Here is a 24,947-nt window from a genome sequence, read left to right as displayed (position 1 = left end):
GATTTATTTCATTCAGACCGCGGTAAAGAGTTTGATAATCGGTTATTAGCGGATTGTTTTAAGACATTTAATATCACGCATTCATTAAGCAAGAAAGGGTGTCCATATGACAATGCGGTAGCGGAAGCGACATTTAAAACAATTAAAACGGAATTTGTAAAAGGCCAACGTTTTAACTCAACGGCTGAGTTACAACGCGCTTTTTCGGCTTATGCTTATTGGTATAATCATAAACGATTACATTCTTCGTTAGGCTACTTGCCTCCCGTTGAATTTAAAAAACACTTACCCCTTAATTTTTTGTTTGAAAATGTGCTGCCATTCCAAAATGATAGAGGCGGGCACTGTCTAATCTTTTGGCGAGGAGTAGTGTAACAATTTTATTAAATTTACAAAACTAGGTGAAATAACACCTAGTTCTATATGGTAACTAAATTTTAAAGATGTTTTTTTATCTGCTCAAACCATCCATTTACTTCATCATAAACATTCAACTCTTCGAATAATTCCTTTTTCATCTTTTTAGATAATTGAGTTGCAAATACTTCTTTAATTTTACTAGCACTCTCATTTTTAATTGCCTGATTTCCTGCTTCTTTTTCAGATTTTAAAAATGCAGAAAGCTCCTCAGGAATATTTTTATTTGACCATGAGTTTTTCCAATCGGGAGTTGAATTAACAAACCGATCTTCTATCGGATAAAATTCTTTATATAAAGATGGATGTATATAGTTTTCAATTTCCAACATTTGTGTTTGTACAGCCCAACAATTTGGCTTAGAATTGACTAGTTCAACTGCTTGAGCATATTTGGCTACATCCCTATCATAGATATGAACTTCAGGGAGATTTAACTTTCTAAGATAATTTTTATTAACCCAATAGATCAATGTCCCACCCCCTAGAGACAAAGACATTATCTTCGGATCAGAGTTAATATCTATACCAAAGTTGTTACAAATATTATCAAAAAATTCTACGTCTGTTGGTCCTTCAAGACATAAGATAACTTTAAGGTTTGTGCTAGTTTCAACAGGTATATTGGGAAGAATACCTAACGTTGTAGCAACTTCAGTCAAATCAACATTATCTTCTATTTGAATGTTAATTTTTCCATTCTTCTTAAATAGAAAAATAATGTTATTTATTGGGCACAGGCTTGCTAATGATGGACTATGAGTCGTTACTATAACTTGAGTTCTTTCATTTTTGGGTAAATCCATTAATGCATGAAAAAGTTTTACTTGCCATTCAGGATGCTGAGAAGTTTCAGGTTCTTCAATAGCATAAATAGTATTGCGGTTCCCTGATGTTTTTCTCTCTGCTTCAGCTCTAAAATAATTCAACAGGATAAGCCTTCTTACACCACTTCCCCTTTTATTGACTGAAATCCCATCATCACAGCTAAATGAGAATGAAAAAAGAGTATCCCATGCTTTATTTGTCATTTCTGGTTTCAATACATTAGCAATTTCAGGGCTCATTTCTTTTAACTTATCTAGGGTTTCATTACCTATCTGAATTGCTTTATTAATGATTTTCTCTTTAACTTGATTCAATTCACTTTCAAGCTCAGCAATAGCTGTTTTAGTAATAGTTTTTAATGGGGTCTGTACTTCTTTATCAGAATCTCTATTTTCTCGATCTGATTGAAATAAGAAAAATAAAGGCAGATCATTTTGTAATGCTGTCCAAATTTTCTTTCCATCTTCTTTATTTATGTCAATTTCCGTTTCTTCTAGAGTTAAATGAGGAGTTGCACAATATATTGCTTGTCTTATTTCTGAACTTTTATTCTTATTTATAGAGTCAAGATCAATTACATCAGCATATTTCTCAGATAATAATTTTCTTAAATCTGTTATTTTTAAGTTCACTAAAGGTGTAGTAAAATTATTTGGATAGTTTGATATAATTGTCGTTTTTAAGCTAGATAATTTTTCATTATTACAATCCCAAGTTTTTTTTATGGTTAAATAGCCATTTTGATCCAAAAGGTATTCATTTTTAATATTTGTTGGTATTGTATCAATAGTATAAGTCGTATTACTTGGTATAAATGAAATTTGAATAGACATTGTCTTGTTTTCACTAAAAACATTAAGATCATTTATATCAACCTTTACTACATCATTGTTAAAAAATATTTCCATTGCCTCAAGAATAGTTGATTTTCCAATATCGTTTTTTCCAATAATTAGATTAAAATCGTTAGCAAATTTTATGGTAACATCTTCATATCCACGGAAATTTAATAATTTTAATTGCGCTATTTTCATAATATATTATATCCCTTATTTATAAATTTTCATGTAGTAAAGCCTAAAACTTATTATGTAATGAAATGAAAAATTGGAATGACAAGATGTTTTCAAACAATAAACTAACGTCAGTATATAATATATTAATTTGGGAAAATAGGTCATAATCAAGGAATTTTTTTTTGATAAATCAAACTGATCAATTGATTTAAAAATTAAAAATAAAAAAATATAGTTTTAACTAATCAATATTCACAAGGAATAACCAATGAAAAAATATTATTTTTAGTCCCATTAGCTGCTTTTTTATTTGCCTGTAGTGAGGATTTTAAAACGGTGAAATACTGAAAACAGCATCAAGATGAACTTAAAGTATTTTTGAAAAAATGCCGTAATGGTGAAATAGATAAAAATTCACAAGCATGTGAAAATGCAAGATCTGTGGCAAAGACCCCATCCCAAATTTTGTGTATTTACCAGTTAAAGGTGACGGTGAGCTCGGTCACCAAATTCTATCTAAATCGACTCATCGCACTTTTCCAATTTTTAATCGGCATTGTCCATTTTTTAGATGCTTGTTGTATCGCTATGTCCAAGATGTTCGATCATTTCAGCATTTAAGGCCGTTTCGATCACCAGTTTATTCATAATAACCGGTTAATTTACCTAAATCTTCTTGGGTTTTTATTCCTTTGGCAAGCTCGGCTGCCATTTCTCTTAGTCTTTTTTCGTCCATTTGTATTTACTTCTTTTTTACTCAATAGAGTAGTTTAAAAATGAGCAAATACACAAATTTATTTATAGGATCAATCAAAATATTAATATAAAATTTTAGCACAAAATACTTATTGTTTAGAAGAATAACATAGAAATGATATTCTTTTATAACATCAACTCCATCCCCCGATACCGTAAATCTGGTTTTTTAATCCACGCTTGAGCATCAATAATTGCCAATTCTCGAGCCTCTTTTTGTTTGGTGATTTCCAGTACGTGATTAGCGGCATTGGCGGCTAATTCAAACGCCATTAATTGGGATTGCCCATTAATTAGATGCGCTGTAAACAAGCTACAAATTAAATCACCCACACCTAATGGACGATGTGGAAAGTCATATAGTGGACGGGCAAGATGATAGTTTTGGGTTGGCGTTGCTAACACCATTTCAAATAGGTCGGTTGTTTTGCCAGCGTGCACCAAATTTTTTACTAATATAGCCTTAATATACTGTTTTTGTAGTTTTTTTATTGCATTTAGTACATCGTTAAATGTTTTAATTTCGATATCAGAAAGTATTTGTAATTCTAATAAATTTGGTGTGATATAGTCGGCTTGTTTAACCGCTTGCTTAGTGAAGAAATCAATAATACCTTGTGGCAGTGAACTACCTTTATTGATATCGCCACCCATAACAGGATCACAAACATAGATAGCATTAGGGTTATAGTATTTAATTTTGTTGACTGCTTCTAAGATTTCTTCGCCTTGTTCAGCAAGACCAATATAGCCCGAAATAATGGCGTCAATAGACTTTAAAACCCCAATTTTTTCTAGACTATTAACTATTCGTGTGATTTGTTTAGCACCAAGCACTATGCCATCATAATGAGGATAAACCGTATTACTGGATAATTGCACGGTATGGATCGGCATAACTTCAACGCCTTGTAGCTGCATGGCTAATGTCGATACCTTGTTACCGGCATAACCATAAACAACATTTGATTGAATTGATAATACTGTTTTCATATGTTTGCCTTATTATTCGTCATAGTAATGATAGCGGTTTAGGAGATAGATACAGATGATAGATATCAATGCTAAACAACAATAAAACAAGGCTAATGGTATCCAAAAAGTTTTGTAAGTATAAATAATATATGCCCCTATCATCGGAATTAGGCTACCAAAAATGGCAGCGCAACCTTGATAGCTGATAGATAACCCTGTGTAACGTATTCTGGTAGGAAAAACTCGACTTAAATAGCCCGCTATTACGCCATAAAAGCCACTGTAGCAAATTACGTTGAGCGAAATACCAATAATAAAGCTATTTTTTGTGCCTATCTGAATGATTGGGAATAATAAAAATACCGATCCCATTGCTAAGATTGCCGAACAAATTAAAAATCGTGTTGCCGAGTATTTTTCTGAAAAATAGGCAATAAAAGGTTGCACAACAAAATGCACAATCGCAATCCAAAACAGGGCATCAACAATTATCTTGTTTTCAATACCTAGTGCAATAGTGGTATAGCCAATCATTAATGTATTAGAAAATATTCCACTAAATGACAATACATTAGCGCCAATGCCTAAAATTAATAGCGGTGTTGATTTTTTAAAAACTTCAATAACTGGCGTTGATTCTTGCTTTAAGTTTGCTTGCTTTTTGCATGATTCGATAAAGACAGGTGACTCGGTTAAGGTGACTCTAGCAATAATGCCAATAATTAATAAAATAGAACTGGCTAAAAATGGAATACGCCAATAGCCACTATTAATAAGCTCAGCTATAGGTGAACGGATAATATAAGAAAAGACCAATAATGCTAAAATATTTCCTGCTGGGCTTCCCCACTGTGCAAAGGAGGAAAAGAAGTTTTTCAACCCTTTGGGGGCATGTTCATTGGTCATAAGCACGGCACCGCCCCATTCACCACCAACCGCAATCCCTTGTAAGATGCGTAATGTAACCAATAAAATTGGTGATAAAATGCCTGCTTGTTGATAAGAGGGTAATAAACCAACACAGGTGGTGGCACACCCCATCAAAACTAACGTAGTAATTAACGATTTTTTACGCCCCAAACGATCACCAATATGACCAAATAGTAACGCTCCTAAAGGACGTGATAAAAATCCCACGGCAAAGGTGGCAAAAGATCCTAAGATTTGCACAAATTGATTATCATCAGGAAAAAAAAGCTGACCAAATATTAATACTGATGCCAAGGCATAGATATAAAAATCATACCATTCAATGGTCGTACCAATAAAAGCGGCAAAAGCGACTTTTTTAGCTGATGAATTGGACATAAGTAATCTTAGGGCTATCGTGGTTGTAAGTTAATAATGAGTACGAAACTAGCACAAAACTATTAATATGACAATTTGTTATCTTCTAAGAAAAGAAAAATGCAATGGATAGCTTTAGTATCTAATTTAGTGACAGAATTAACTGTCACCTTTATTATTGTCCTCTATACAGAAACACGCAATTTTATGTTCATTATAATTAATAAGCTGTGGTTGTTCTGTTGTACAACGTGAAAATGCTAAACGACATCGAGCATTAAATGCACAACCCATAGGTGGATTAAGAGGGCTTGGTAATTCCCCTTCTAATTTAATTCTATCTCGCCTAAGATCAGGGTTTAATCTTGGGGTTGCTGATAATAGTGCCTGAGTATATGGATGTTTAGGGTTACGATAGATTTCATCTTTTCGTCCTTGTTCAACGCAACGTCCCAAATACATTACCATTACGTCATCAGCAATGTGTTCAACGACGGAAAGGTCATGAGAAATAAAAATATAAGATAAACCTAGATCTTGCTGTAGATCCATCATCAAATTTAGCACTTGTGCTCGTACAGAAACGTCTAATGCTGAAACAGGTTCATCTGCAACCACTATTTCGGGATCAAGCATTAAACCTCTTGCGATAGCAATGCGTTGACGTTGTCCTCCTGAAAACATATGGGGATAACGGTTATAAAACTCTTCTTTTAATCCAACTTTTTGCATCATTGATAGCACTTTTGCTTTACGATCATTTGCTGTTAGATCAGTATTAATAATTAGTGGCTCTTCTAATATGGAACCAATTTTTTTGCGAGGGTTCAATGATGAGTATGGATTTTGGAAAACGATTTGGATCTTTTGGCGACGCAATTTTTGAGCTAGTTGATCATTATCCAACAAATTCTGATTTTTAAAATAAATTTCTCCAGATGTGGGTTTTTCAATCATTGTTAGTAATCTTGCTAATGAGGATTTACCACAACCTGATTCACCGACAACCGCAAGTGTTTTAGCTTTGTCTAATGTAAAAGATACACCGTCAACGGCTTTAACTTGCTTGGTTTCAGAAAAAAGTCCCGTTTTAACATGATAATATTTTGTCAAGTTTCGGGCATCAAGCAGTAATTCATTATTTTCCATGTTATTGTTCATATTGTGGTATCCCTTCGCTTGATAGTGGATAATGACATTTTACTTTTCTAGTTCCACCATAGCTAACTAGTGCTGGTTCTTGGGTATAACAATGTTCAGTAGCATAAGGACAACGAGGGTTGAGTAAACAGCCTGTTGGTCGATCATATTTTCCTGGTACAACGCCTGATAATGATGCTAATCGCTCTTTGTCTTGAGTGAACTCAGGCAGTGATCGTAATAGTGCCTGTGTGTAAGGGTGTAATGGTTTTTTAAAGATAATTTCAGCATCGCCTATTTCAACCACCTGTCCAGCATACATTACAATAATTTTTTGTGCAGCCTCAGAAACTAACGCTAAGTCATGAGTAATAAGTATTAATGCCATATTATTTTTGCGTTGTAACTCAAGTAATAACTCAATAATTTGCCCTTGAATTGTGACATCTAGTGCTGTTGTTGGTTCATCAGCAATTAAGAGTTTTGGATTGCATGCAATGGCTATTGCAATCATTACTCGTTGGCTCATTCCGCCAGATAACTGGTGTGGGTAAACCTTTAATCGATTTTCAGCATCAGGAATTCCGACTAATTTAAGCAATTCAATCGCTCTTGCTTTGAGCGCTTTTTTACTGCCACCTTGGTGGATTTTTAATGTTTCAATGATTTGGTAACCTATGGTAAAACATGGGTTTAAGCTAGTCATCGGATCTTGAAAGATCATTGCCACATCTGCACCTACAATTTTATGGCGCATTTTAGTTGAGATTTGTTGAAGATCTTTGCCATCAAAGTGTAATGCATTTGCATTGACCTTACCGGGAAAATCAATTAATCCCATTATGGCGAGTGAACTCACTGATTTTCCTGAACCTGATTCACCAACAATACCAACAACTTGCCCTTGTTCAACGTCATAACTAATGTGATCTACTGCTTTAAATCCACCAAATTGAACAGATAATTCTTTTACTTCTAATAGTGCCATGACTGTATCTCCATTACTGTTTCAATTTAGGATCAAGTGCGTCACGCAAACCGTCTCCCATTAAGTTGAAAGCTAACACTGTCATTAAAATTACTAAGCCAGGAAAGGTAACAACCCACCATGCAGATTGTGCAAATTGCAATACGTCAGCAAGCATTGTTCCCCATTCTGGTGTTGGTGGTTGTGCGCCCATGCCTAAAAAACCTAATGCAGCCATGTCTAAAATTGCGTTCGAAAATCCTAATGAAGCTTGTACAATTAATGGTGCTAAGCAGTTTGGTAGGATGTTGATAAACATTTGTCGTAAGGCTCCCGCCCCAGCAACTCGTGAGGCAATGACATAATCTTTATTAATTTCAGCAATCGTTGCTCCGCGTGTTAAGCGAACATAGTGTGGTAATGCAACAAAAGCTAATGCTATTGAAGCGTTAATAATTGATGGACCAAATATTGCAACTAATACAAGTGCAAGTAGTAAACTTGGTAATGCAAGCATGATATCCACTGCACGCATAATTATATTGTCTAAAAAACCACCTGCATAACCAGCAATTAATCCTAATGTAATCCCTAAAATCAATGAGATAATGACTACTAAGCAACCGACTAATAAGGATAAACGGGCACCATAAATGAGTCTGGATAGGATATCTCGTCCCACATCATCAGTTCCTAAAATAAATTGCCAACTGCCATCTTTCATCCAAACGGGTGGTGTTAGTAATGCATCTCTAAATTGTTCAGAAGGGGAATGTGGTGCAACAAAATTAGCAAAGATAGCGAGTAATGCAACAATAATAATAAAGACCAGTCCAACGACTGCTCCTTTATTTTTTGAAAAATAGAACCAGAACTCACGCATAGGCGTTAATGGTTTAGGTACGACTAAACTGGTGTCTTGCGTATTGGTTGGTTCAGTAATAACCTGTTTATTCATCTGTAAAAACACTCTTATTTATGTCTAATACGTGGGTTAATAACCCCGTACAACATATCAACTAATAAATTCACTAAAATAATTATGACCGCAACAATTAAAACGCCACTTTGTACAACGGGGTAATCTCGACGCTGTAGCGCTTCAATTAACCAACGACCAATTCCTGGCCATGAAAAGACTGTTTCGGTCAATATGGCGCCGGCAAGCATTGTACCAACTTGTAAACCGATAACGGTAACAACAGGGATCATTGCATTACGCAATGCATGAACAAGGACGATTCGCATTCTACTAACGCCTTTAGCTCGTGCGGTTCGAATATAATCTTCACTCAATACTTCTAACATAGAAGAACGAGTCATGCGGACAATTACTGCTAATGGAATGGTTCCTAACACAATTGCAGGTAAAATTAAGTGAGTAACTGCATCGATAAAATCTTCCGTTTCACCCCATAATAAAGTATCTATTAACATAAATCCGGTTAAAGGATTACTTTCATCTAAGAAAAGCATATCACTAACACGACCAGATACAGGGGTTAAATTTAAGTGCACTGAGACTAACATGATTAGCATCATCCCCCACCAAAAAATTGGCATGGAGTAACCTGTTAAAGATAGCCCTATTGCTGTGTGATCAAATATTGAACCACGTTTCACTGCGGCAAGAACACCGATTGGGATCCCAAAACTAACTGCAAACAACATTGCGCAAAATCCAAGTTCAAACGTTGCTTTAAATCGGGGTACAAATTCATCCCATACTGGAATTTGGCTTTTAAAAGAGGTTCCTAAATCGCCATGAAGCATGTTTATAATATATTGAAAATATTGTTGATACAGTGGTTTATCTAAACCCAGTTGAGTCATTAATTCAGCATGGCGTTCAGGGGTTAAACCTCGCTCTCCTGCAAGCACCATAATGGGATCACCCGGAATAAGGTGAACAAAAATAAAAGTAAGCAGTGTGATACAAATAAACGTTGGAATAAGTACACCTAACCGCTTTAGAATAAATTGAAACATGTAGTAGCTCTTAAATATTGCTTTTAAACTATCGTTTATAAAATAGATAAAATTTTTATTATTATTAAAAAATAGATTTATAGCTCTAAATTTAGCAAAACCCAACGTAGTGATTAACCACACATTGGTGGTTAATCGTTAGGAATACTATTTTTCAAGCGTAACTTGGTTAAAGTCATGTAATGACAGAGGCGCCATAATATAGCCTTTAACTTCTTTGCGTAATGGCATATAAACCATTGAATGCGCAATCATCAATGCAGGTGCTTGATTATGCATTTCAACTTGTGCTTGTTTATATAGCTCAACTCTTTTTTCGTGATTTGACTCAATACGCGCTTGTTGCAATAAATCATCAAATGGTTTGTAACACCAGCGTGAATAGTTTGAACCTGCTTTAACCGCATCACAGCTCATCAAGACAGAATAAAAGTTATCAGGGTCGCCATTATCTCCAGTCCAGCCCATTAATACAGCATCATGTTCACCATCACGAATACGAGATAGATATTCTCCCCATTCATAACTAACAATTTTAGCTGTTACGCCAATTTTAGCCCAATCCGCTTGAATCATTTCGGCCATACGGCGTGCATTTGGGTTATATGGGCGTTGTACTGGCATTGCCCATAAATTGATAGTAAACCCGTTCTCTAATCCCGCTGATTTTAATAATTCTTTTGCTTGCGCTGGATCATAAGGATAATCTTTCACTTCATCGTTATAACTCCACATTGATGGAGGAATAAAGTTTTTAGCTGGTTCAGCTGCACCTTGAAAAACAGCTTTTATAATCGCATCTTTGTTCACGGCCATATTTAATGCTTGACGAACTTGCAATTTATCAAGTGGCGGCTTATCCATATTGTAGGCTAAATAGCCAATGTTAACGCCAGCCATTTCTTTAACAACAATATTTTTGTCTGATTTCATTCGTTCAACATCGGCTACATTTGGGTATGGCATCGCATGACACTCGCCTTTTTGTAACTTAGCATAACGAATTGCGGCATCTGGTGTAATAGAAAACACTAAGCGATCAAGTTTGGCTTTTGGACCAAAATAATCGGGATTTGCTTTATAAAGAATTCTGGAGTCTTTTTGGTATTGTACAAAAGTAAATGGGCCCGTACCAACAGGAACTAAGTCTAATTTTTCTGGTGTGTTTTTCTTAAGCATAGCATCAGCATATTCAGCTGATAAAATTGATGCAAATGACATTGCTAAATCTGCTAAAAAAGGGGCTTCTGGATGGTTTAATTCAAATACAACAGTATGGTCATCAATCTTTTTAATTTCTTTGATTAAATCTGGGAATCCCATACTTTCAAAGTATTCATATTGTCCACCAGAAACTTTGTTATAAGGATGATTTTTATCTTTTTGTCGCATAAATGTAAAAATAACATCATCAGCATTTAGGTTTCGTGTTGGTTTGAATTCTTTATTGCTATGCCACTTAACATCATCGCGTAAATGAAAAGTATAGGTTAAACCATCTTGGCTGATATCCCAAGATTTGGCTAAAGAAGGTTCAATTTCGGTAGTACCTAATTTAAATTCTACCAAACGATTATAAACAGGAACTGCACTTGCATCCATTGATACACCACTTGTTGCTAATTGTGGATTAAATGTTTCAGGCGAAGCCTCTGAACAATAAACCAATGTTTCAGCAGCATGAAGTTGTGCACTCGCAAGCATTGTTATTAGTCCTGCACTCAATAAGAATTTACGTTTATATTTCCTTAGATTACTCATAAAACCACTCCAATTATTTAACTGTAAACCGATTTTGTAACATTTAAACACAGGTAAGAATGTCGTATTTTTAATATTTTTTAAATATAGATTTAGTAAAATGTTCTAATTTTTATATTAATTAACTTTTATTTTGTTTAAATTCGTACCCTCCATCACTCGCACAAATATGGTGCAATTATGCACCACAATTAAGATTACGACTTTTTATTAAAAATAACTTTTAACACGGATATAACGATAGTTAAGATTAAGTATTGTGTAACAAATAAAATATGCAAAAATAATGCCATTTTTTATTCAAAAAATCTATATTAAAGAAAATGGTGAAAAAGAATACATAAATATGTTTTTAATTATTCTTAATTTATGTATCTTTCTGAATTTATTATATGGTTTTTTTATTTGAAAACTGATTAAAATTTATATTCAATTTTATTTTACAGAAGTGGTTATAGGATATTCCACACCGTTATAGTGCAAAAAAGTTCTTTTATTTGGTAAATTGATAATTTGTTCAGCGCATTCATCTTTATCATTTTCCTGTCATGGGTTTCAAATTCTCCGTCACAATTTGTATCCCATTCGCCGGATGAGTGATTCATTGGGAGCTGAGTAATAATTTGTAGAAATTCCTCGCGTTGTTTACAGTAATTTGAGAAACTACTGTAATGAATATACATAAAAAAACAAAACTAACGCCTTATCACAGACAAGAGATATGGCGCTTATATCATAAAGAAAAAATAACGGTCACTGATTTGGCAAAACGCTTTATGGCCAGTCGTCCTACCATTTATAATGTACTGAAGAAAGCCCGATTGAAGCTTTTTGTGCTTTTAACCAGTAAAAATGAACGTTATAAAACCATTAGTTATGGTATTAAACGCCTGGTTAAAGTCGAAAAATATATTGTCAGATTAAGTAAGGACTATTGTAAATTAAATTCAAAATCAATTACTTTAGCTATTTTATGAACAAGGTGATTTTGAGGGACAAGCGCATCTAACGAGATTTGCTCTATTTTTTCGGGTGTCGCTAGCGTTGGTTTTTTTAGCATAGAAGAATTCCTCTTATCATGGACTCTTCTCTATTAGATCAAAAAACTCGCCAAAAAGCGAGTTCTTTGTCATCAATCTGAGACGAGTGATACTCGTCTTTATCTTTGTGATTAGCTATAAAGTTGCTGTAATGGCGTTACAGTTTGTGCCGGATCGTAATCTAGCGCTGCAGTTGTAGCATAAGCAGCATTCATCGTGGTATCGTAATGTACCTTATATTGAATGGCACTTCGACGTAATACTTTTGAGGCTTCAATAGCTGCTCGCCCAGAGGTGGTATTAAGAATATAGCTATATTCGCCATTTTTTATATGGTCATGGATATTTGGTCGCCCTTCGTTTTCTTTTTTTACGACTTGGCATGGTATATTTGCTTGTTGTAATACCTTTGCCGTGCCAATAGTTGCATCAATACTAAACCCATGAGTAATTAACCGTTTAGCTACCTCTAACAGCCTTGTTTTATCCTGATCGCGAACCGATAATAATGCTTTCCCTGATTTTTTCATATTGGATAAACTACCTAGCTGAGCTTTAGCAAAGGCTTCAGCAAAGGTTTTACCAATTCCCATTACTTCACCTGTTGAGCGCATTTCAGGACCTAATATTGGGTCGACACCACTGAATTTATTAAACGGTAATACCACTTCTTTTACCGAATAATAAGGAGGAATCACCTCTTTAGTCACATTTTGCTTGGCAAGTGATTGCCCCGTCATCACACGAGCCGCTATTTTCGCCAGTGGTAAACCCGTTGCTTTTGAGACAAAAGGTACAGTACGAGCTGCACGAGGATTGATTTCGATCAAATAAATTTGATTATCTTTCACCGCAAATTGCCCATTCATTAAACCTTTTACATTGAGTTCAAGTGCTAATTGTTTGGCTTGTTGTCGTAGTTTGTCTAAAATATCTGCAGTTAATGTGTGTGTTGGTAGTGAGCAAGCGGAATCACCAGAGTGAATGCCTGCTTGTTCAATATGTTCCATAATGCCACCAATCAGGATTTGCTCACCATCAGCAATTACATCAATATCAACTTCAATTGCATCATCTAAAAAGTGATCAAGTAAGACTGGTGCATTATTTGATTCGCTTACCGCTGTTTTAAAATAACGCCTTAAATCTTGTTCATTATAGACAATTTCCATTGCTCGACCTCCTAATACATAAGAAGGTCTAACCACTAATGGATAACCTATTTTTTCTGCTTCAATGACAGCCTCGTTAATATCGGTCACTGTGGCGTTGACAGGTTGTTTTAATTTCAGTTTATCGACGACTTCTTGAAAGCGTTTACGATCTTCGGCTTTATCTATAGCATCAGGTGAGGTACCAATAATTGGTAGCCCTGCTGCTTCAAGCGCACGAGCAAGTTTTAGCGGTGTTTGCCCACCGTATTGCACAATAACACCATTTGGCTTTTCAACATGTGCAATTTCAAGCACATCTTCAAGCGTGACAGATTCAAAATAGAGGCGGTCAGAAGTATCGTAATCGGTTGAAACCGTTTCGGGGTTACAGTTAACCATAATGGTCTCATAACCATCCTCACGCAGTGCCAATGCCGCATGTACACAGCAATAATCAAACTCAATACCTTGTCCGATCCGATTAGGACCACCACCAAGGATCATAATTTTTTTACGGCTAAATTGAGGATTAGCTTCACACTCTTGCTCATAGGTTGAATAAAGATAAGCGGTATCTGTTGCAAATTCAGCCGCACAGGTATCAACACGTTTATAAACAGGGTGAATTTGATATTGATGACGTAAATCGCGAACAGCTTGTTCTGTGGTATTAAGTAGTTTGGCAATGCGTAAATCTGAAAAACCTTTACGTTTTAATTGCCATAATGTTTCTTGATCAAGTTGCGCAAGTGATTGTTCCTTTAGCTTGTTTTCAAGGTTAACCAACTCTTCAATTTGTACTAAAAACCAACGATCAATATTGGTTAGTAAAAAGATATCTTCTAAGTTGAATCCTGCTCTAAAAGCATCAGCAATATACCAAATCCGATCAGCGCCCGCTTCTTGGAGCTCATAACGAATTTTGGTGATATTTTTTTCATCAGCATAATTATCAATTTTAGGATCAAATCCTGAAGCGCCAACTTCAAGTCCTCGCAACGCTTTTTGTATTGATTCTTGGAAGGTGCGCCCAATGGCCATCACTTCACCAACTGATTTCATTTGTGTGGTTAAACGATCGTTACAACCAGCAAATTTTTCAAAATTAAAGCGTGGAATTTTGGTGACAACATAATCAATTGACGGTTCAAATGAAGCGGGGGTTTTTCCGCCTGTTATATCATTAGATAATTCATCAAGCGTATAACCGACAGCCAGTTTGGCGGCGATTTTCGCGATAGGAAAGCCCGTTGCTTTCGAAGCTAAGGCAGATGATCGTGACACCCGTGGATTCATCTCAATAACAATTAATCGCCCTGTCTTTGGATCAACCGAAAATTGTACATTGGAGCCACCAGTTTCAACACCAATTTCACGCAGTACCGCGATCGAAGCGTTACGCATGATTTGGTATTCTTTATCAGTCAAGGTTTGTGCCGGAGCCACCGTAATTGAATCACCTGTATGAATACCCATTGGGTCGAAGTTTTCAATTGAACAAACAATAATGCAGTTATCATTTTTGTCTCGAACTACTTCCATTTCATATTCTTTCCAACCTATTAATGATTCATCAATAAGTAGTTCATTGGTTGGCGAAAGATCAAGTCCTCGAGTACAAATTTCGTCAAACTCTTCGGTATTATAAGCAATACCGCCACCGGTGCCCCCCATGGTAAATGATGGACGAATAATGCAAGGAAAACCAACTTGATCAAGAACGGCGTAAGCTTCTTTAAGCGAATGAGCAATCCCTGAGCGAGCGGTATCAAGACCAATTTTTTTCATCGCCTCATCAAAGCGTTTTCGATCTTCGGCTTTATCGATAGCATCGGCTGTTGCACCTATCATTTCAACATTAAATTCTTTCAATACACCTTGTTTTTCAAGCTCTAATGCACAGTTTAATGCTGTTTGACCGCCCATGGTTGGTAAAATGGCGTCTGGCCTTTCTTGTTCAATAATCTTACGAACGCTTGTCCAATGAATGGGTTCAATATAAGTGGCATCAGCCATTTCAGGATCTGTCATGATAGTGGCTGGATTAGAGTTAACTAAAATAACACGATAACCTTCTTCACGCAGCGCTTTACAGGCTTGAGCACCAGAATAATCAAATTCACATGCTTGACCAATAACAATTGGACCAGCACCAATAATTAGTATACTTTTTATATCTGTTCGCTTAGCCATGATTATTGCTCCTGCTTATAAATTTTAATTAACTCAATAAAGTGGTCAAAAAGCGATGCTGCATCATGAGGCCCAGGACTGGCTTCGGGATGACCTTGAAAACTAAAAGCCGGTTTTTGATTGTGATGAATGCCTTGTAATGAACCATCGAACAGTGATTTATGCGTCGCTCGTAAATGAGCTGGTAAGCTTGCTTCATCTACAGCGAAGCCGTGATTTTGTGCAGTGATCATTACCTTATTATTTTCTAGATCTTTAACAGGATGATTACCACCATGATGACCAAACTTCATTTTGATAGTTCTAGCACCACAAGCAAGCGCAAGAAGTTGATGACCTAAACAAATGCCAAAAATAGGAATATCTGTGTTTAAAAACTGCTTAATGGCATCAATCGCATAACTGCAAGGTGCAGGATCTCCTGGGCCATTAGATAAAAAGATCCCATCGGGCTTTAAAGCAATGACTTGTTTTGCTGTCGTTTTTGCTGGTACAACGGTTAATTTACAACCACGCTCAACTAACATTCGCAAAATATTACGTTTTACACCAAAGTCGTAAGCAACAACATGATATGGTAATTGGCTTTCTGGTTTTGGAGCAGGCTGTTGCTGTTGCCTTGTCCACATGCCCTGTGACCAAATATAACTTGTCAAACAAGTCACTTCTTTAGCTAAATCAAGCCCACTTAATCCTTTAAAATCGATTGCCTGCTGTTTAGCTATTTCGGCTTTTTCAAGTAAGGTCGTTTTGTCCGTTGCTGTTATGATGACGCCATGCTGTGCACCTTTTTCACGCAAAATACGGGTTAAGCGCCGCGTATCAATATCCGAAATGGCAATAACATTATGTTTTTTTAAATAGCTAGAAAGACAGAGTTCACTTCGATAGTTGCTAGCTAATAATGGCAAATCACGAATAATCAAACCTTTTGCATAAACTTGGTTCGATTCGGCATCGGTATCATTCGTTCCTACATTACCAATGTGCGGGTAGGTTAATGTAACCAATTGCTCACAGTAAGACGGATCGGTAAGAATTTCTTGGTAACCTGTCATTGAGGTGTTAAATACCACTTCCCCAACTGTTTGACCATCAGCACCAATTGATTTCCCAATAAATTGCGAACCATCTTGTAACATAAGGAGGGCATAAGTTTGCATGACTAAAAGATCCTTTGAATGAATTACCATTAATTTTGAATAAAAATTCAATTTTACCTAGCTACAAAGATACAATATTTGGTCATTTTATTACACTTTTTTGTACAAAAAAAGTAATATTATAAAAATTATTTTAATAATTAAGTCTAATTTTTGAGACTTACCTCAGCATAAAGGTAAAATGTTAGAGTTATTATGATGTTTAACTTGAATTTGCATAATTATTCAAATAGAATCATTTAAATCATTACGGTTATTAGGAGCTATATCATGCACGGTTTTTATCAGCGTCATTTTTTACGATTACTTGATTTTACCTCTACCGAAATCAATCAATTAATTAATCTTGCTATCGAATTAAAACAAGCCAAACAACAAGGGCAAGAACAACAACATTTGATTGGTAAAAATATTGCATTAATTTTTGAGAAAGACTCCACCCGTACGCGTTGTGCTTTTGAGGTTGGTGCATTTGATCAAGGTGCAAATGTCACTTATTTAGGACCAAGTGGTAGTCAAATCGGTCATAAAGAATCAATTGCGGATACCGCACGCGTGCTGGGTCGAATGTATGACGGTATTGAGTATCGTGGTTATGGCCAAGAGATCGTTGAAACATTAGCCCAATATGCTGGTGTACCAGTATGGAATGGCCTAACGACCGAAGCACATCCAACCCAAATTTTAGCCGATTTTATGACAATGAAAGAGCATATAGACAATCGCCCATTAAGTAGCATTAAATTTGCCTATTTAGGCGATGCCCGTAATAACATGGGAAATTCGTTAATGGAAGGTGCGGCTTTAATGGGAATGGAAATTCGTTTAGTTGCACCAAAGGCCTGTCATCCCGAAGCCGAACTCGTACAAAAGTGCCAAGATATAGCAAAAAATACGGGGGCAAAAATTATCTTAACCGAAGATGTTGCCAAAGGAGTTAAAGACGTCGACTTTTTATATACTGATGTATGGGTATCAATGGGTGAGCCTAAGGAAGTTTGGGATGAGCGTGTTAAATTATTAACACCTTATCAAGTGAATGAAAATGTTATTAAACTTACCAATAATCCAAATGTCAAATTCATGCACTGTTTACCAGCTTTTCATGATATGAACACTACCGTCGGTAAACAGATGGCAGCTCAATATGGTTTAACCAATGGACTTGAAGTGACTAATGATGTGTTTGAATCTGAACATAGTATTGTTTTTGATGAAGCCGAAAACAGGCTACATACCATTAAAGCGGTAATGGTTGCAACATTAGCCAAAGATGAATAATATTGTCATAATCAATACTTAAATGCTTAGCTAAAAAATTAGGCACTTTCTTTTTGCCGGCTTAATGTTGGCAAATTTTATTTAAAAGAATATTGGATTATGACAAAACAAGAACGAAATAAAGATTTTAAAAAATTCCTCAAGTTAACCAATCCCATTCATTTTTTAGCTGTAGGACTAGGTAGTGGTTTATCTCCAATTATGCCCGGAACAATGGGATCGTTAATGGCGATTCCACTTTGGTTATTATTTTATGGTTTACAACCAGCTTTATACTGGGTATTTATTTTAGTGACTTTTATTTTTGGTTGTTTTATTTGCCAAAAAACATCGGATGATACCCATACGCACGATTCAGGGTATATAGTATGGGATGAATTTGTTGGCATGTGGATCACCCTATTTTTTATTCCACAACTTTCTGTTATGTGGATTGCGATAGCCTTTGTAGCATTTAGGATTTTTGACATGGCAAAACCGTGTCCAATTCGTTGGTTTGATAAACGTATACCTGGCGGTTTTGGTATTATGGTGGATGATGTGATTGCAGCTATCTTTTCATCATTCACCGTTTATATCATGACATTGGTTATTTAAAATGTAATCTTATACTAAAATACATACTTTCCTGAAAGTTTTTTACAAAAATAGATTAAAACATCTTTTGCGACCATCCTAACTTAGTCGAAAGATTATTAAAATAATCATAATCTTTGGTATGAATTAAATTAAATTCATATAAAGATCGGCGAATAATCACATCTTGCGTTGGTTTGACCGGTAAAATAATTTGGCTATCACAGGCAATATTTAAATCAAGCGCAGTAGTTGGAAATTTAAGATGAATTGGGTTATTGCCTTTGATAACCAAAGGTCTAACTGCTAACGAATGCGGAAACATTGGCGTAATAATTAATGCATCTAAATGAGGCGCTAAAATAGGACCTCCAGCCGATAACGAGTAAGCGGTAGAGCCTGTTGGCGTTGCAATAATTAACCCATCAGCTCGCTGTGAAAACGCATTACGTTCATTAATGTAAACATCATAGTCAATCATATGCGCTACAGTGTTAGGAGTGACGACAATTTCGTTTACGGCGAAACTCGAATTAATCAAATTACCATTATCATAAATGGAAACTTCTAATAAGAAACGAGGATCCTCCTCATATTCACCGGCAATAACAGGACTTAATTGTTCAATTACTTGTTCATGCGAGATATCCGTTAAGAAACCGAGATTACCTCGATTAACACCAATCACTTTGATTTTATAGTGTGACAAGTACCTAGCCGAACGTAGCATATTTCCATCACCCCCCACAACAATGGCTAGGTCAGCTTGTTCACCAATTGCTTCTAACGAAGCGTAATGGCTAACTGGAAATTGAATATGATCCGCTAAGCGATCTTCAACTAGCACATGAATACCAAGACTAACAAGCCAATCATAAAGCACTTGATGAGTTTCGATTGCCTCTAATTTACGAGGAAGCCCAATGAGACCAATGCATTTAAAAGGTGTATTCATAAAATATCCTTGTTATTCTTTTATATAAACGATATGTATTTTTTCGTCACAGGTCAAAAAATTACATATCAATTTACTGATAAGCTTGTAATCATAAAAATTGTCCCCATAATAACCGTAATTCACTAAGTTTTCGACTACATTATTTGGAGTACCTTATGACAGAGCAAGATAAAAATATGTCAGAAAATGAAACTAACATTGACACACCAGCTGAAGAAACAACAGAGCAAGAAGCTCCAGTGCAACCAAGTCTAGAAGAGCAATTAAACGCAAAAGATGCACGTATTGTAGAGCTAGAACAAGCATTACAGTTAGCTAAAAAAAATGAAAGCGAAGCCATGATTCGTGCGCGAGCTGAAATTGATAATGTTCGTAAACGTGTTGAACAAGATGTTGATAAAGCTCGTAAATTTGCGCTAGAAAAATTTTCTAATGAATTATTACCCGTTATTGATAATTTAGAACGAGCTTTAGAATCTACAGATAAAACCAACCCTGAGCATAAAGCTACTGTTGAAGGGTTAGAACTGACATTAAAATCATTCCTAGATACTGTCAAAAAATTTGGTATTGAAGTGATTAATACTGAAGATTCACAACTAAATCCTGATGTGCACCAAGCAATTAGCATGGTTGAATCACCAGAACATCAATCAGGTCAAATAGTAAATACCATCCAAAAAGGCTATACCTTAAATGGCCGGTTAATTCGTCCTGCGATGGTAATTGTTGCTAAATAGTTATCTTTAGATAGGTTAACCGCCAATCACTGTGGCGGTTAATTTTATTGATTCCGTTGCTCCTCACGAGCAAGTTTCTTCATTTTTTGTTCAATTCGTTGACGTTTTAATGGTGAAAGGTAATCAACAAAGAGTTTACCTTTTAAATGATCCATTTCGTGTTGGATACAAATAGCAAGTAACTCATCGGCATCAATTTCGTAAGGATTGCCATGGCGATCTAGTGCTTTAATTTTGATTTTTTCTGCTCTTGGCACAAATCCACGACAATCAGGAACCGATAAGCACCCTTCCTCAATACCCGTTTCACCTTCTTGGCTTATCACTTCAGGATTGATGATCACATAAACTTGGCTTTTATCTTCTGATACATCAATAACAATAATTTGTTTATGTACATCAACTTGGGTTGCTGCAAGCCCAATACCGTTTTCGTCGTACATGGTTTCGATCATGTTATCAATGATCGTTTGTAGCTCAGGGGTGAACTTGGTAACAGGCTTAGCAACTTTGCGAAGTCGCTCATCAGGAAAACGTAATACCGGTAAAATAGCCATAAATTCTTCGATCTACTCCTCAAATTTCGGGTTTATTCAAATTATTGCTCATTGTAAACATTTATCATACTGATGAATAGCCCTTGTTGGCTATTGGTAGCATTTATCTTATCAATTCAAGATATCTAAATCATTTAAAACGAGTGCGGAAAGATTATGATGAGTAAATATGAATTCTTATTAAGAATTTCAATGGTTGGATATGGAAAACAAAATATTTTTGAAAAAATTGGACAGTTTTTTGCTAACGGTTTACCAAGTAGCATACAAAATGTGCCTTGTTTGTTAAATAAACTAGGATTGTCGGATGTTCAAATAGTGCGTTTTTATGAAACATCATATCTTCATTTAGAACCAATACTTCAATGGTTAGAATCACCCCACCCACAAAAACATCTTATTGCTTATTGTGATAACGATTATCCTTTATTACTTAAACAAATTTGTTCTCCGCCTTTATTGTTGTTTGTTTTAGGTAATCGGCAGTTATTACATTCACCTCAATTAGCCATGGTTGGAAGTCGTGAATTTAGTGAATATGGAGCACAGTGGGGACGATATTTTGCTAGTGAATTAGCTATTAATGGTTTAACAATTACCAGCGGTTTAGCGCTTGGATTAGATGCTATTTGCCATCGTGGCGCACTTGAAGTATCGGGTCATACCATCGCAGTGTTAGGCAGCGGTTTAGCAAAAATTGCACCGAGATCAAATTTAAACTTAGCCAATGATATTTTGGAGCAAGGTGGGGCTATTGTGTCCGAATTTTTTCCATTTGAAAAAGCCAGATCCGTCTATTTCCCTCGTCGGAACCGAATTATTAGCGGGTTAAGTTTAGGAACTTTCGTGGTTGAAGCTTCAGAAAAAAGCGGCTCGTTAATTACTGCGCGCTATGCACTTGAACAAAATCGAGATGTATTTGCCTTACCAGGTGATATTAACAATGAAAACTGTAGTGGAACTCACTATTTAATTAAACAAGGCGCTTATTTAGTTTCTAAACCAGTTGATATTTTAGAGCATTATTATAGTTATTTATCAGTAGTAAATAGCTCGTGTAATCAGCTTAAAGAAGAACAGAATAATTCTATTTTGTATCCTGAAATTTTTGCTGTGATTCATCATCAACCTATCCCTATTGATATTATTGCTCAACAAGTAAATATGTCGATTTCAGAAGTGAGCGTCAAATTATTAGATATGGAACTAGAAGGTTTAGTAAAGACGGTAACAGGTGGTTATATTCGTAATCGAGTGATTTAAAATTAAAGATTTTTTGTTAAAAAGTTTCCGGTAATTATACGTTTAAGTATAAAAACCACCGATAAGTACCGGCGGTTCACACTATTTTTTATTTATCTTCAATTTCAAGAGCAATTTCAGATAGGATGATACCTGTGTTATCAGCATAGACAAAATCACCTGAGAAGAAAGTCACTCCACCAAAATTAACACGAATATCAATTTCACCAATGCCTTGATCTTCAGCACCAACAGGAATAGCAGCTAGAGCTTGAATGCCAATATCGGCTTCAGCTAGATAATCAACTTGGCGAACAGCACCATAAACAATAATTCCTTCCCATTGATTTTGAACAGCAATATCTACTAGCTCTGCATCAATTAGCGCTCGACGAACAGAGCCTCCCCCATCAATAACAAGGATTTTTCCTGAGCCGTCTGATTGTAAAATTTCGTATAGTAAGCCGTTATCTTCAAAACATTTAACTGTTACAGCTTGACCTGAAAACGATGCTACGCCACCAAAATTACTAAATATTGGTTCAACTACGTTAACATCTTCTGGGTAATAATCGCAAAGAATTGAAGTATCAAACTCCATTATCAAGTCTCCTTTTGCTGTGATATATAAGTTTATTTAGTATAACGCTAATACCAAGTAAAATGATATTAAAATTAAATAAACGTGAACTAGCTCAAAATAATCCCCAAACAATAAAGTAAATTAGTCAATAAAGCAAGTTTGACCATCTGTAATAATAAAGGTACCCCTTCTTTGTGCGTATTAAATTGAAAAACCATATAAATATGCTTAATAAATAACGGTAATGTTAATATAAACAAACCGCTCCAGATTGTTTGTAATTTATTGTATGCAAATAAACTTAGCAAACAAAATGCTATGAGTAATAGCAATAAATGATAATATCGCCCCATACATTTACCAATCATTACCACTAAAGTACGCTTATTACTTTTTCGATCTAGTTCTATATCACGAAGGTTATTGATATTAAGCACAGCAACGGATAACAAACCACAGCCTAAAGAAGGTAAAATAATGGATAAAGAGAATACCTTAGTTTGCAAGTAGAAACTACCCATGACGCCAATCAAACCAAAAAAAGTAAGTACTGATAGATCGCCAAATCCAATATAGCCGTAAGGTTTTTTACCCATGGTATAAGTTATTGCGGCAACAATAGATAATAATCCTAATAATATAAAAATAAATAATTCATAAATATTATTACAAGCAAATATAAGCAAAATCAGCCCAAATAAAATACATAAAAAAATATTAATCCATAGCGCTATTTTTAGCTGCTTAAGTGTAATTAAGCCTAATTGTATACCTCGATTATGGGCAGTAAGATTGTTTTGATCGCTACCTTTAATTTCATCTCCGTAATCATTGGCTAGATTAGAAAGAATTTGTAACAATGATGCTGTAATTAATGAAAACAGTAGTATCCAAAAACTAAATTGATGTTGCCAATAAGCTAGTGCATTACCTACTAATATCGCAGAAAGAGAAAGAGGTATGGTTTTTAACCGTAAACTAATAATCCATGGGTAAAATTTATTGTACATTCAATAACGGTATTATTTTTAGTGAAAACTATAAATCATAATAACAGGAATACTGAATCAATTCACTGTGTTAGTAATAAAAAGCTCCTTCAGTAAAACTCAGATTATTTTCCGTATATGCACTTTACCCATATTTATCATTTAGCTACGCATTTTTAAATATCGAAACGTTTTCATTTTTCTAAATATACTTCTAACTTTTCCTTCTCGTAAGGCTGATATGAAAATACCTAACGAGCTATATATTACTCCTAGTAAAAGTATCATAAATATATTTAGCCAGTTATCTGATAAGCTTAACCCCATTTGATTCACTCCTGCAATCATATTGGTTGCCCAAGTTGAAGGTAGAGAATAAGAAACACATTGCACCCATAATGGCATTGCATCAATAGGCCAAATGGTTCCTGAAAGATAGAAAACAGGTGTGGTTAAAAATGCTAATGTAAGATATATCATCTCAGTACGGCGTAAACATTCTGTTAGTAATTTACTCAAACCTAGCGCCCCAAGCAATAATGGAAATGTCATGATTAATATTTCGGGAATGCTAGCCAATTGCCGATAACCAAGTATCCAAGGCCATAAACCAAATAATACAATAGATAAAAATAACCAGATAGGTAATAACCCACATAAACTACCAAAGACAACAATTTTAGGCGGTTTGCCTTGAGGTAGCGAATTTAAGGTGATATTAGTACGAGTTGAAGCAATTAAAAAAGAGTGTTGTAGCAACATGACTAACAAACCTGGAAAGGTAATGGCGGCAAAACTGATGCCTGCATTATAAAGTGGTTCGGTTTGACCTTTTATAGGTGATAAAATAATATTGATCTGTTTATCTGAAAATCCGTTATTACGCATTATTTTAGTATTATATTCAGTCAATATCTGCTGATATATCCCTTTTATATCAACTTGTATTAAACCATTAGCTAAACGACTTGAAGCATCACCATATGCAGGAATTGTAACTTCTTCACCATTTATTAGACGCTTTTCAAAATCTCTTGGAATTGTGATCACAGCAAAAAGTTTACGATTATTGATATCATCATAAGCCTGAAGAGAGCTTTCATAAATAATTGTATCAATTTTTGAACTTGTTTCTAATGAGCGGATTAAACCACGGCTTGTTGGAGTATGATCTTGATCAACAATTGCTATCGGTAAATTAGTGATAGTTCCATTAATATAAACAAGGCTCATTAATGATACTGACAATAGTAACAATAACCACATTGGTCGTCCTAACAGATAAAAGAATATTTTTATAAATGAAGACCAAAATATTTTAATCATCTAAATTTA

The 24,947-nt window shown here is 35.2% G+C and carries 21 protein-coding genes and 1 pseudogene; 5 read left to right on the top strand and 17 right to left on the bottom strand.

Going from position 1 to position 24,947, the window contains the following annotated elements:
- A partial coding sequence (locus A9G35_RS04365; RefSeq protein WP_141673767.1) for an integrase core domain-containing protein occupies positions 1 to 375 on the top strand: 375 nt, incomplete at its 5' end.
- Positions 376 to 437: 62 nt separating this feature from the next.
- On the opposite strand, the gene A9G35_RS04360 is transcribed toward A9G35_RS04365, so the two are convergent.
- From A9G35_RS04360 to carA, 12 genes and pseudogenes are all read right to left on the bottom strand, one after another.
- Entirely contained in the window at positions 438 to 2,279 is a 1,842-nt protein-coding gene (locus A9G35_RS04360) for an ATP-binding protein (protein WP_065635830.1), read from the bottom strand.
- Positions 2,280 to 2,849: 570 nt separating this feature from the next.
- Positions 2,850 to 2,997: pseudogene (locus A9G35_RS13845) on the bottom strand (IS256 family transposase); the annotation flags it as partial.
- Positions 2,998 to 3,143: 146 nt separating this feature from the next.
- Complete coding sequence (pdxY, locus tag A9G35_RS04355) at positions 3,144 to 4,010, bottom strand: pyridoxal kinase PdxY (protein WP_065569477.1); 867 nt, start codon at positions 4,008 to 4,010, stop codon at positions 3,144 to 3,146.
- Between the two features lie 12 nt (positions 4,011 to 4,022).
- Complete coding sequence (locus A9G35_RS04350; RefSeq protein ID WP_065585559.1) at positions 4,023 to 5,300, bottom strand: MFS transporter; 1,278 nt, start codon at positions 5,298 to 5,300, stop codon at positions 4,023 to 4,025.
- 138 nt (positions 5,301 to 5,438) lie between these two features.
- Positions 5,439 to 6,440 (bottom strand): peptide ABC transporter ATP-binding protein, encoded by a 1,002-nt coding sequence (locus tag A9G35_RS04345; protein WP_065635829.1) that lies wholly within the window; start codon positions 6,438 to 6,440, stop codon positions 5,439 to 5,441.
- Positions 6,430 to 7,407 (bottom strand): dipeptide ABC transporter ATP-binding protein, encoded by a 978-nt coding sequence (gene dppD, locus A9G35_RS04340; RefSeq protein WP_065635828.1) that lies wholly within the window; start codon positions 7,405 to 7,407, stop codon positions 6,430 to 6,432. Before dppD ends, A9G35_RS04345 begins: the two co-directional genes overlap by 11 nt.
- Positions 7,408 to 7,420: 13 nt before the next feature.
- Positions 7,421 to 8,344 (bottom strand): dipeptide ABC transporter permease DppC, encoded by a 924-nt coding sequence (gene dppC / locus A9G35_RS04335; RefSeq protein WP_065635827.1) that lies wholly within the window; start codon positions 8,342 to 8,344, stop codon positions 7,421 to 7,423.
- A gap of 14 nt (positions 8,345 to 8,358) precedes the next feature.
- Positions 8,359 to 9,375, bottom strand: coding sequence for a dipeptide ABC transporter permease DppB (gene dppB, locus A9G35_RS04330; RefSeq protein WP_034914661.1), 1,017 nt, complete (start codon positions 9,373 to 9,375; stop codon positions 8,359 to 8,361).
- Positions 9,376 to 9,522: 147 nt separating this feature from the next.
- Positions 9,523 to 11,136, bottom strand: a complete 1,614-nt coding sequence (locus A9G35_RS04325) for an ABC transporter substrate-binding protein (protein ID WP_065635826.1) — start codon at positions 11,134 to 11,136, stop codon at positions 9,523 to 9,525.
- Between the two features lie 931 nt (positions 11,137 to 12,067).
- A complete protein-coding gene (locus tag A9G35_RS13840) occupies positions 12,068 to 12,196 on the bottom strand; it encodes a hypothetical protein (RefSeq protein ID WP_255305944.1) in 129 nt (42 codons plus the stop codon).
- A gap of 111 nt (positions 12,197 to 12,307) precedes the next feature.
- Positions 12,308 to 15,523, bottom strand: a complete 3,216-nt coding sequence (gene carB, locus A9G35_RS04310) for a carbamoyl-phosphate synthase large subunit (protein ID WP_065635823.1) — start codon at positions 15,521 to 15,523, stop codon at positions 12,308 to 12,310.
- Positions 15,524 to 15,525: 2 nt separating this feature from the next.
- Positions 15,526 to 16,686 carry a glutamine-hydrolyzing carbamoyl-phosphate synthase small subunit gene (gene carA / locus A9G35_RS04305; RefSeq protein WP_065635822.1) on the bottom strand — a complete coding sequence of 387 codons (1,161 nt, stop codon included), beginning with the start codon at positions 16,684 to 16,686 and terminating at the stop codon, positions 15,526 to 15,528.
- Between the two features lie 270 nt (positions 16,687 to 16,956).
- Here carA and argF point away from each other — a divergent pair, with 270 nt between their 5' ends.
- On the top strand, positions 16,957 to 17,967 hold the full coding sequence (gene argF, locus A9G35_RS04300; RefSeq protein WP_065635821.1) for an ornithine carbamoyltransferase: 1,011 nt from the start codon (positions 16,957 to 16,959) through the stop codon (positions 17,965 to 17,967).
- A 99-nt stretch (positions 17,968 to 18,066) separates the two neighbouring features.
- Entirely contained in the window at positions 18,067 to 18,564 is a 498-nt protein-coding gene (locus tag A9G35_RS04295) for a phosphatidylglycerophosphatase A family protein (RefSeq protein ID WP_065635820.1), read from the top strand.
- A gap of 55 nt (positions 18,565 to 18,619) precedes the next feature.
- Here the strand turns inward: A9G35_RS04295 and nadK are convergent, their stop codons facing one another.
- Entirely contained in the window at positions 18,620 to 19,498 is an 879-nt protein-coding gene (gene nadK / locus A9G35_RS04290) for an NAD(+) kinase (protein WP_034947324.1), read from the bottom strand.
- 158 nt (positions 19,499 to 19,656) lie between these two features.
- On the opposite strand from nadK, the gene grpE reads away from it, so the two are divergent.
- On the top strand, positions 19,657 to 20,241 hold the full coding sequence (gene grpE, locus A9G35_RS04285) for a nucleotide exchange factor GrpE (protein ID WP_065561641.1): 585 nt from the start codon (positions 19,657 to 19,659) through the stop codon (positions 20,239 to 20,241).
- 44 nt (positions 20,242 to 20,285) lie between these two features.
- Here the strand turns inward: grpE and def are convergent, their stop codons facing one another.
- Positions 20,286 to 20,798: a peptide deformylase gene (gene def / locus A9G35_RS04280; RefSeq protein ID WP_034909396.1), complete on the bottom strand. Its 513-nt coding sequence runs from the start codon at positions 20,796 to 20,798 to the stop codon at positions 20,286 to 20,288.
- Positions 20,799 to 20,954: 156 nt separating this feature from the next.
- On the opposite strand from def, the gene dprA reads away from it, so the two are divergent.
- Positions 20,955 to 22,061 (top strand): DNA-processing protein DprA, encoded by a 1,107-nt coding sequence (dprA, locus tag A9G35_RS04275; protein ID WP_075524292.1) that lies wholly within the window; start codon positions 20,955 to 20,957, stop codon positions 22,059 to 22,061.
- Positions 22,062 to 22,149: 88 nt separating this feature from the next.
- Here the strand turns inward: dprA and rraA are convergent, their stop codons facing one another.
- The 3 genes from rraA to A9G35_RS04260 form a co-directional block, all read right to left on the bottom strand.
- On the bottom strand, positions 22,150 to 22,641 hold the full coding sequence (gene rraA / locus A9G35_RS04270; protein WP_034909391.1) for a ribonuclease E activity regulator RraA: 492 nt from the start codon (positions 22,639 to 22,641) through the stop codon (positions 22,150 to 22,152).
- Between the two features lie 89 nt (positions 22,642 to 22,730).
- Positions 22,731 to 23,633 carry a 1,4-dihydroxy-2-naphthoate polyprenyltransferase gene (locus tag A9G35_RS04265; protein WP_065561639.1) on the bottom strand — a complete coding sequence of 301 codons (903 nt, stop codon included), beginning with the start codon at positions 23,631 to 23,633 and terminating at the stop codon, positions 22,731 to 22,733.
- Between the two features lie 141 nt (positions 23,634 to 23,774).
- Positions 23,775 to 24,935: an ABC transporter permease gene (locus tag A9G35_RS04260; protein WP_065561699.1), complete on the bottom strand. Its 1,161-nt coding sequence runs from the start codon at positions 24,933 to 24,935 to the stop codon at positions 23,775 to 23,777.
- Positions 24,936 to 24,947 lie beyond the last annotated feature (12 nt).

Source organism: Gilliamella sp. Choc5-1 (assembly GCF_001690595.1).
GTDB lineage: Bacteria > Pseudomonadota > Gammaproteobacteria > Enterobacterales > Orbaceae > Gilliamella > Gilliamella apicola_M.
The sequence above is the reverse complement of the archived record's forward strand: the minus strand, read 5'-3'. Positions and strand labels throughout refer to the sequence as shown.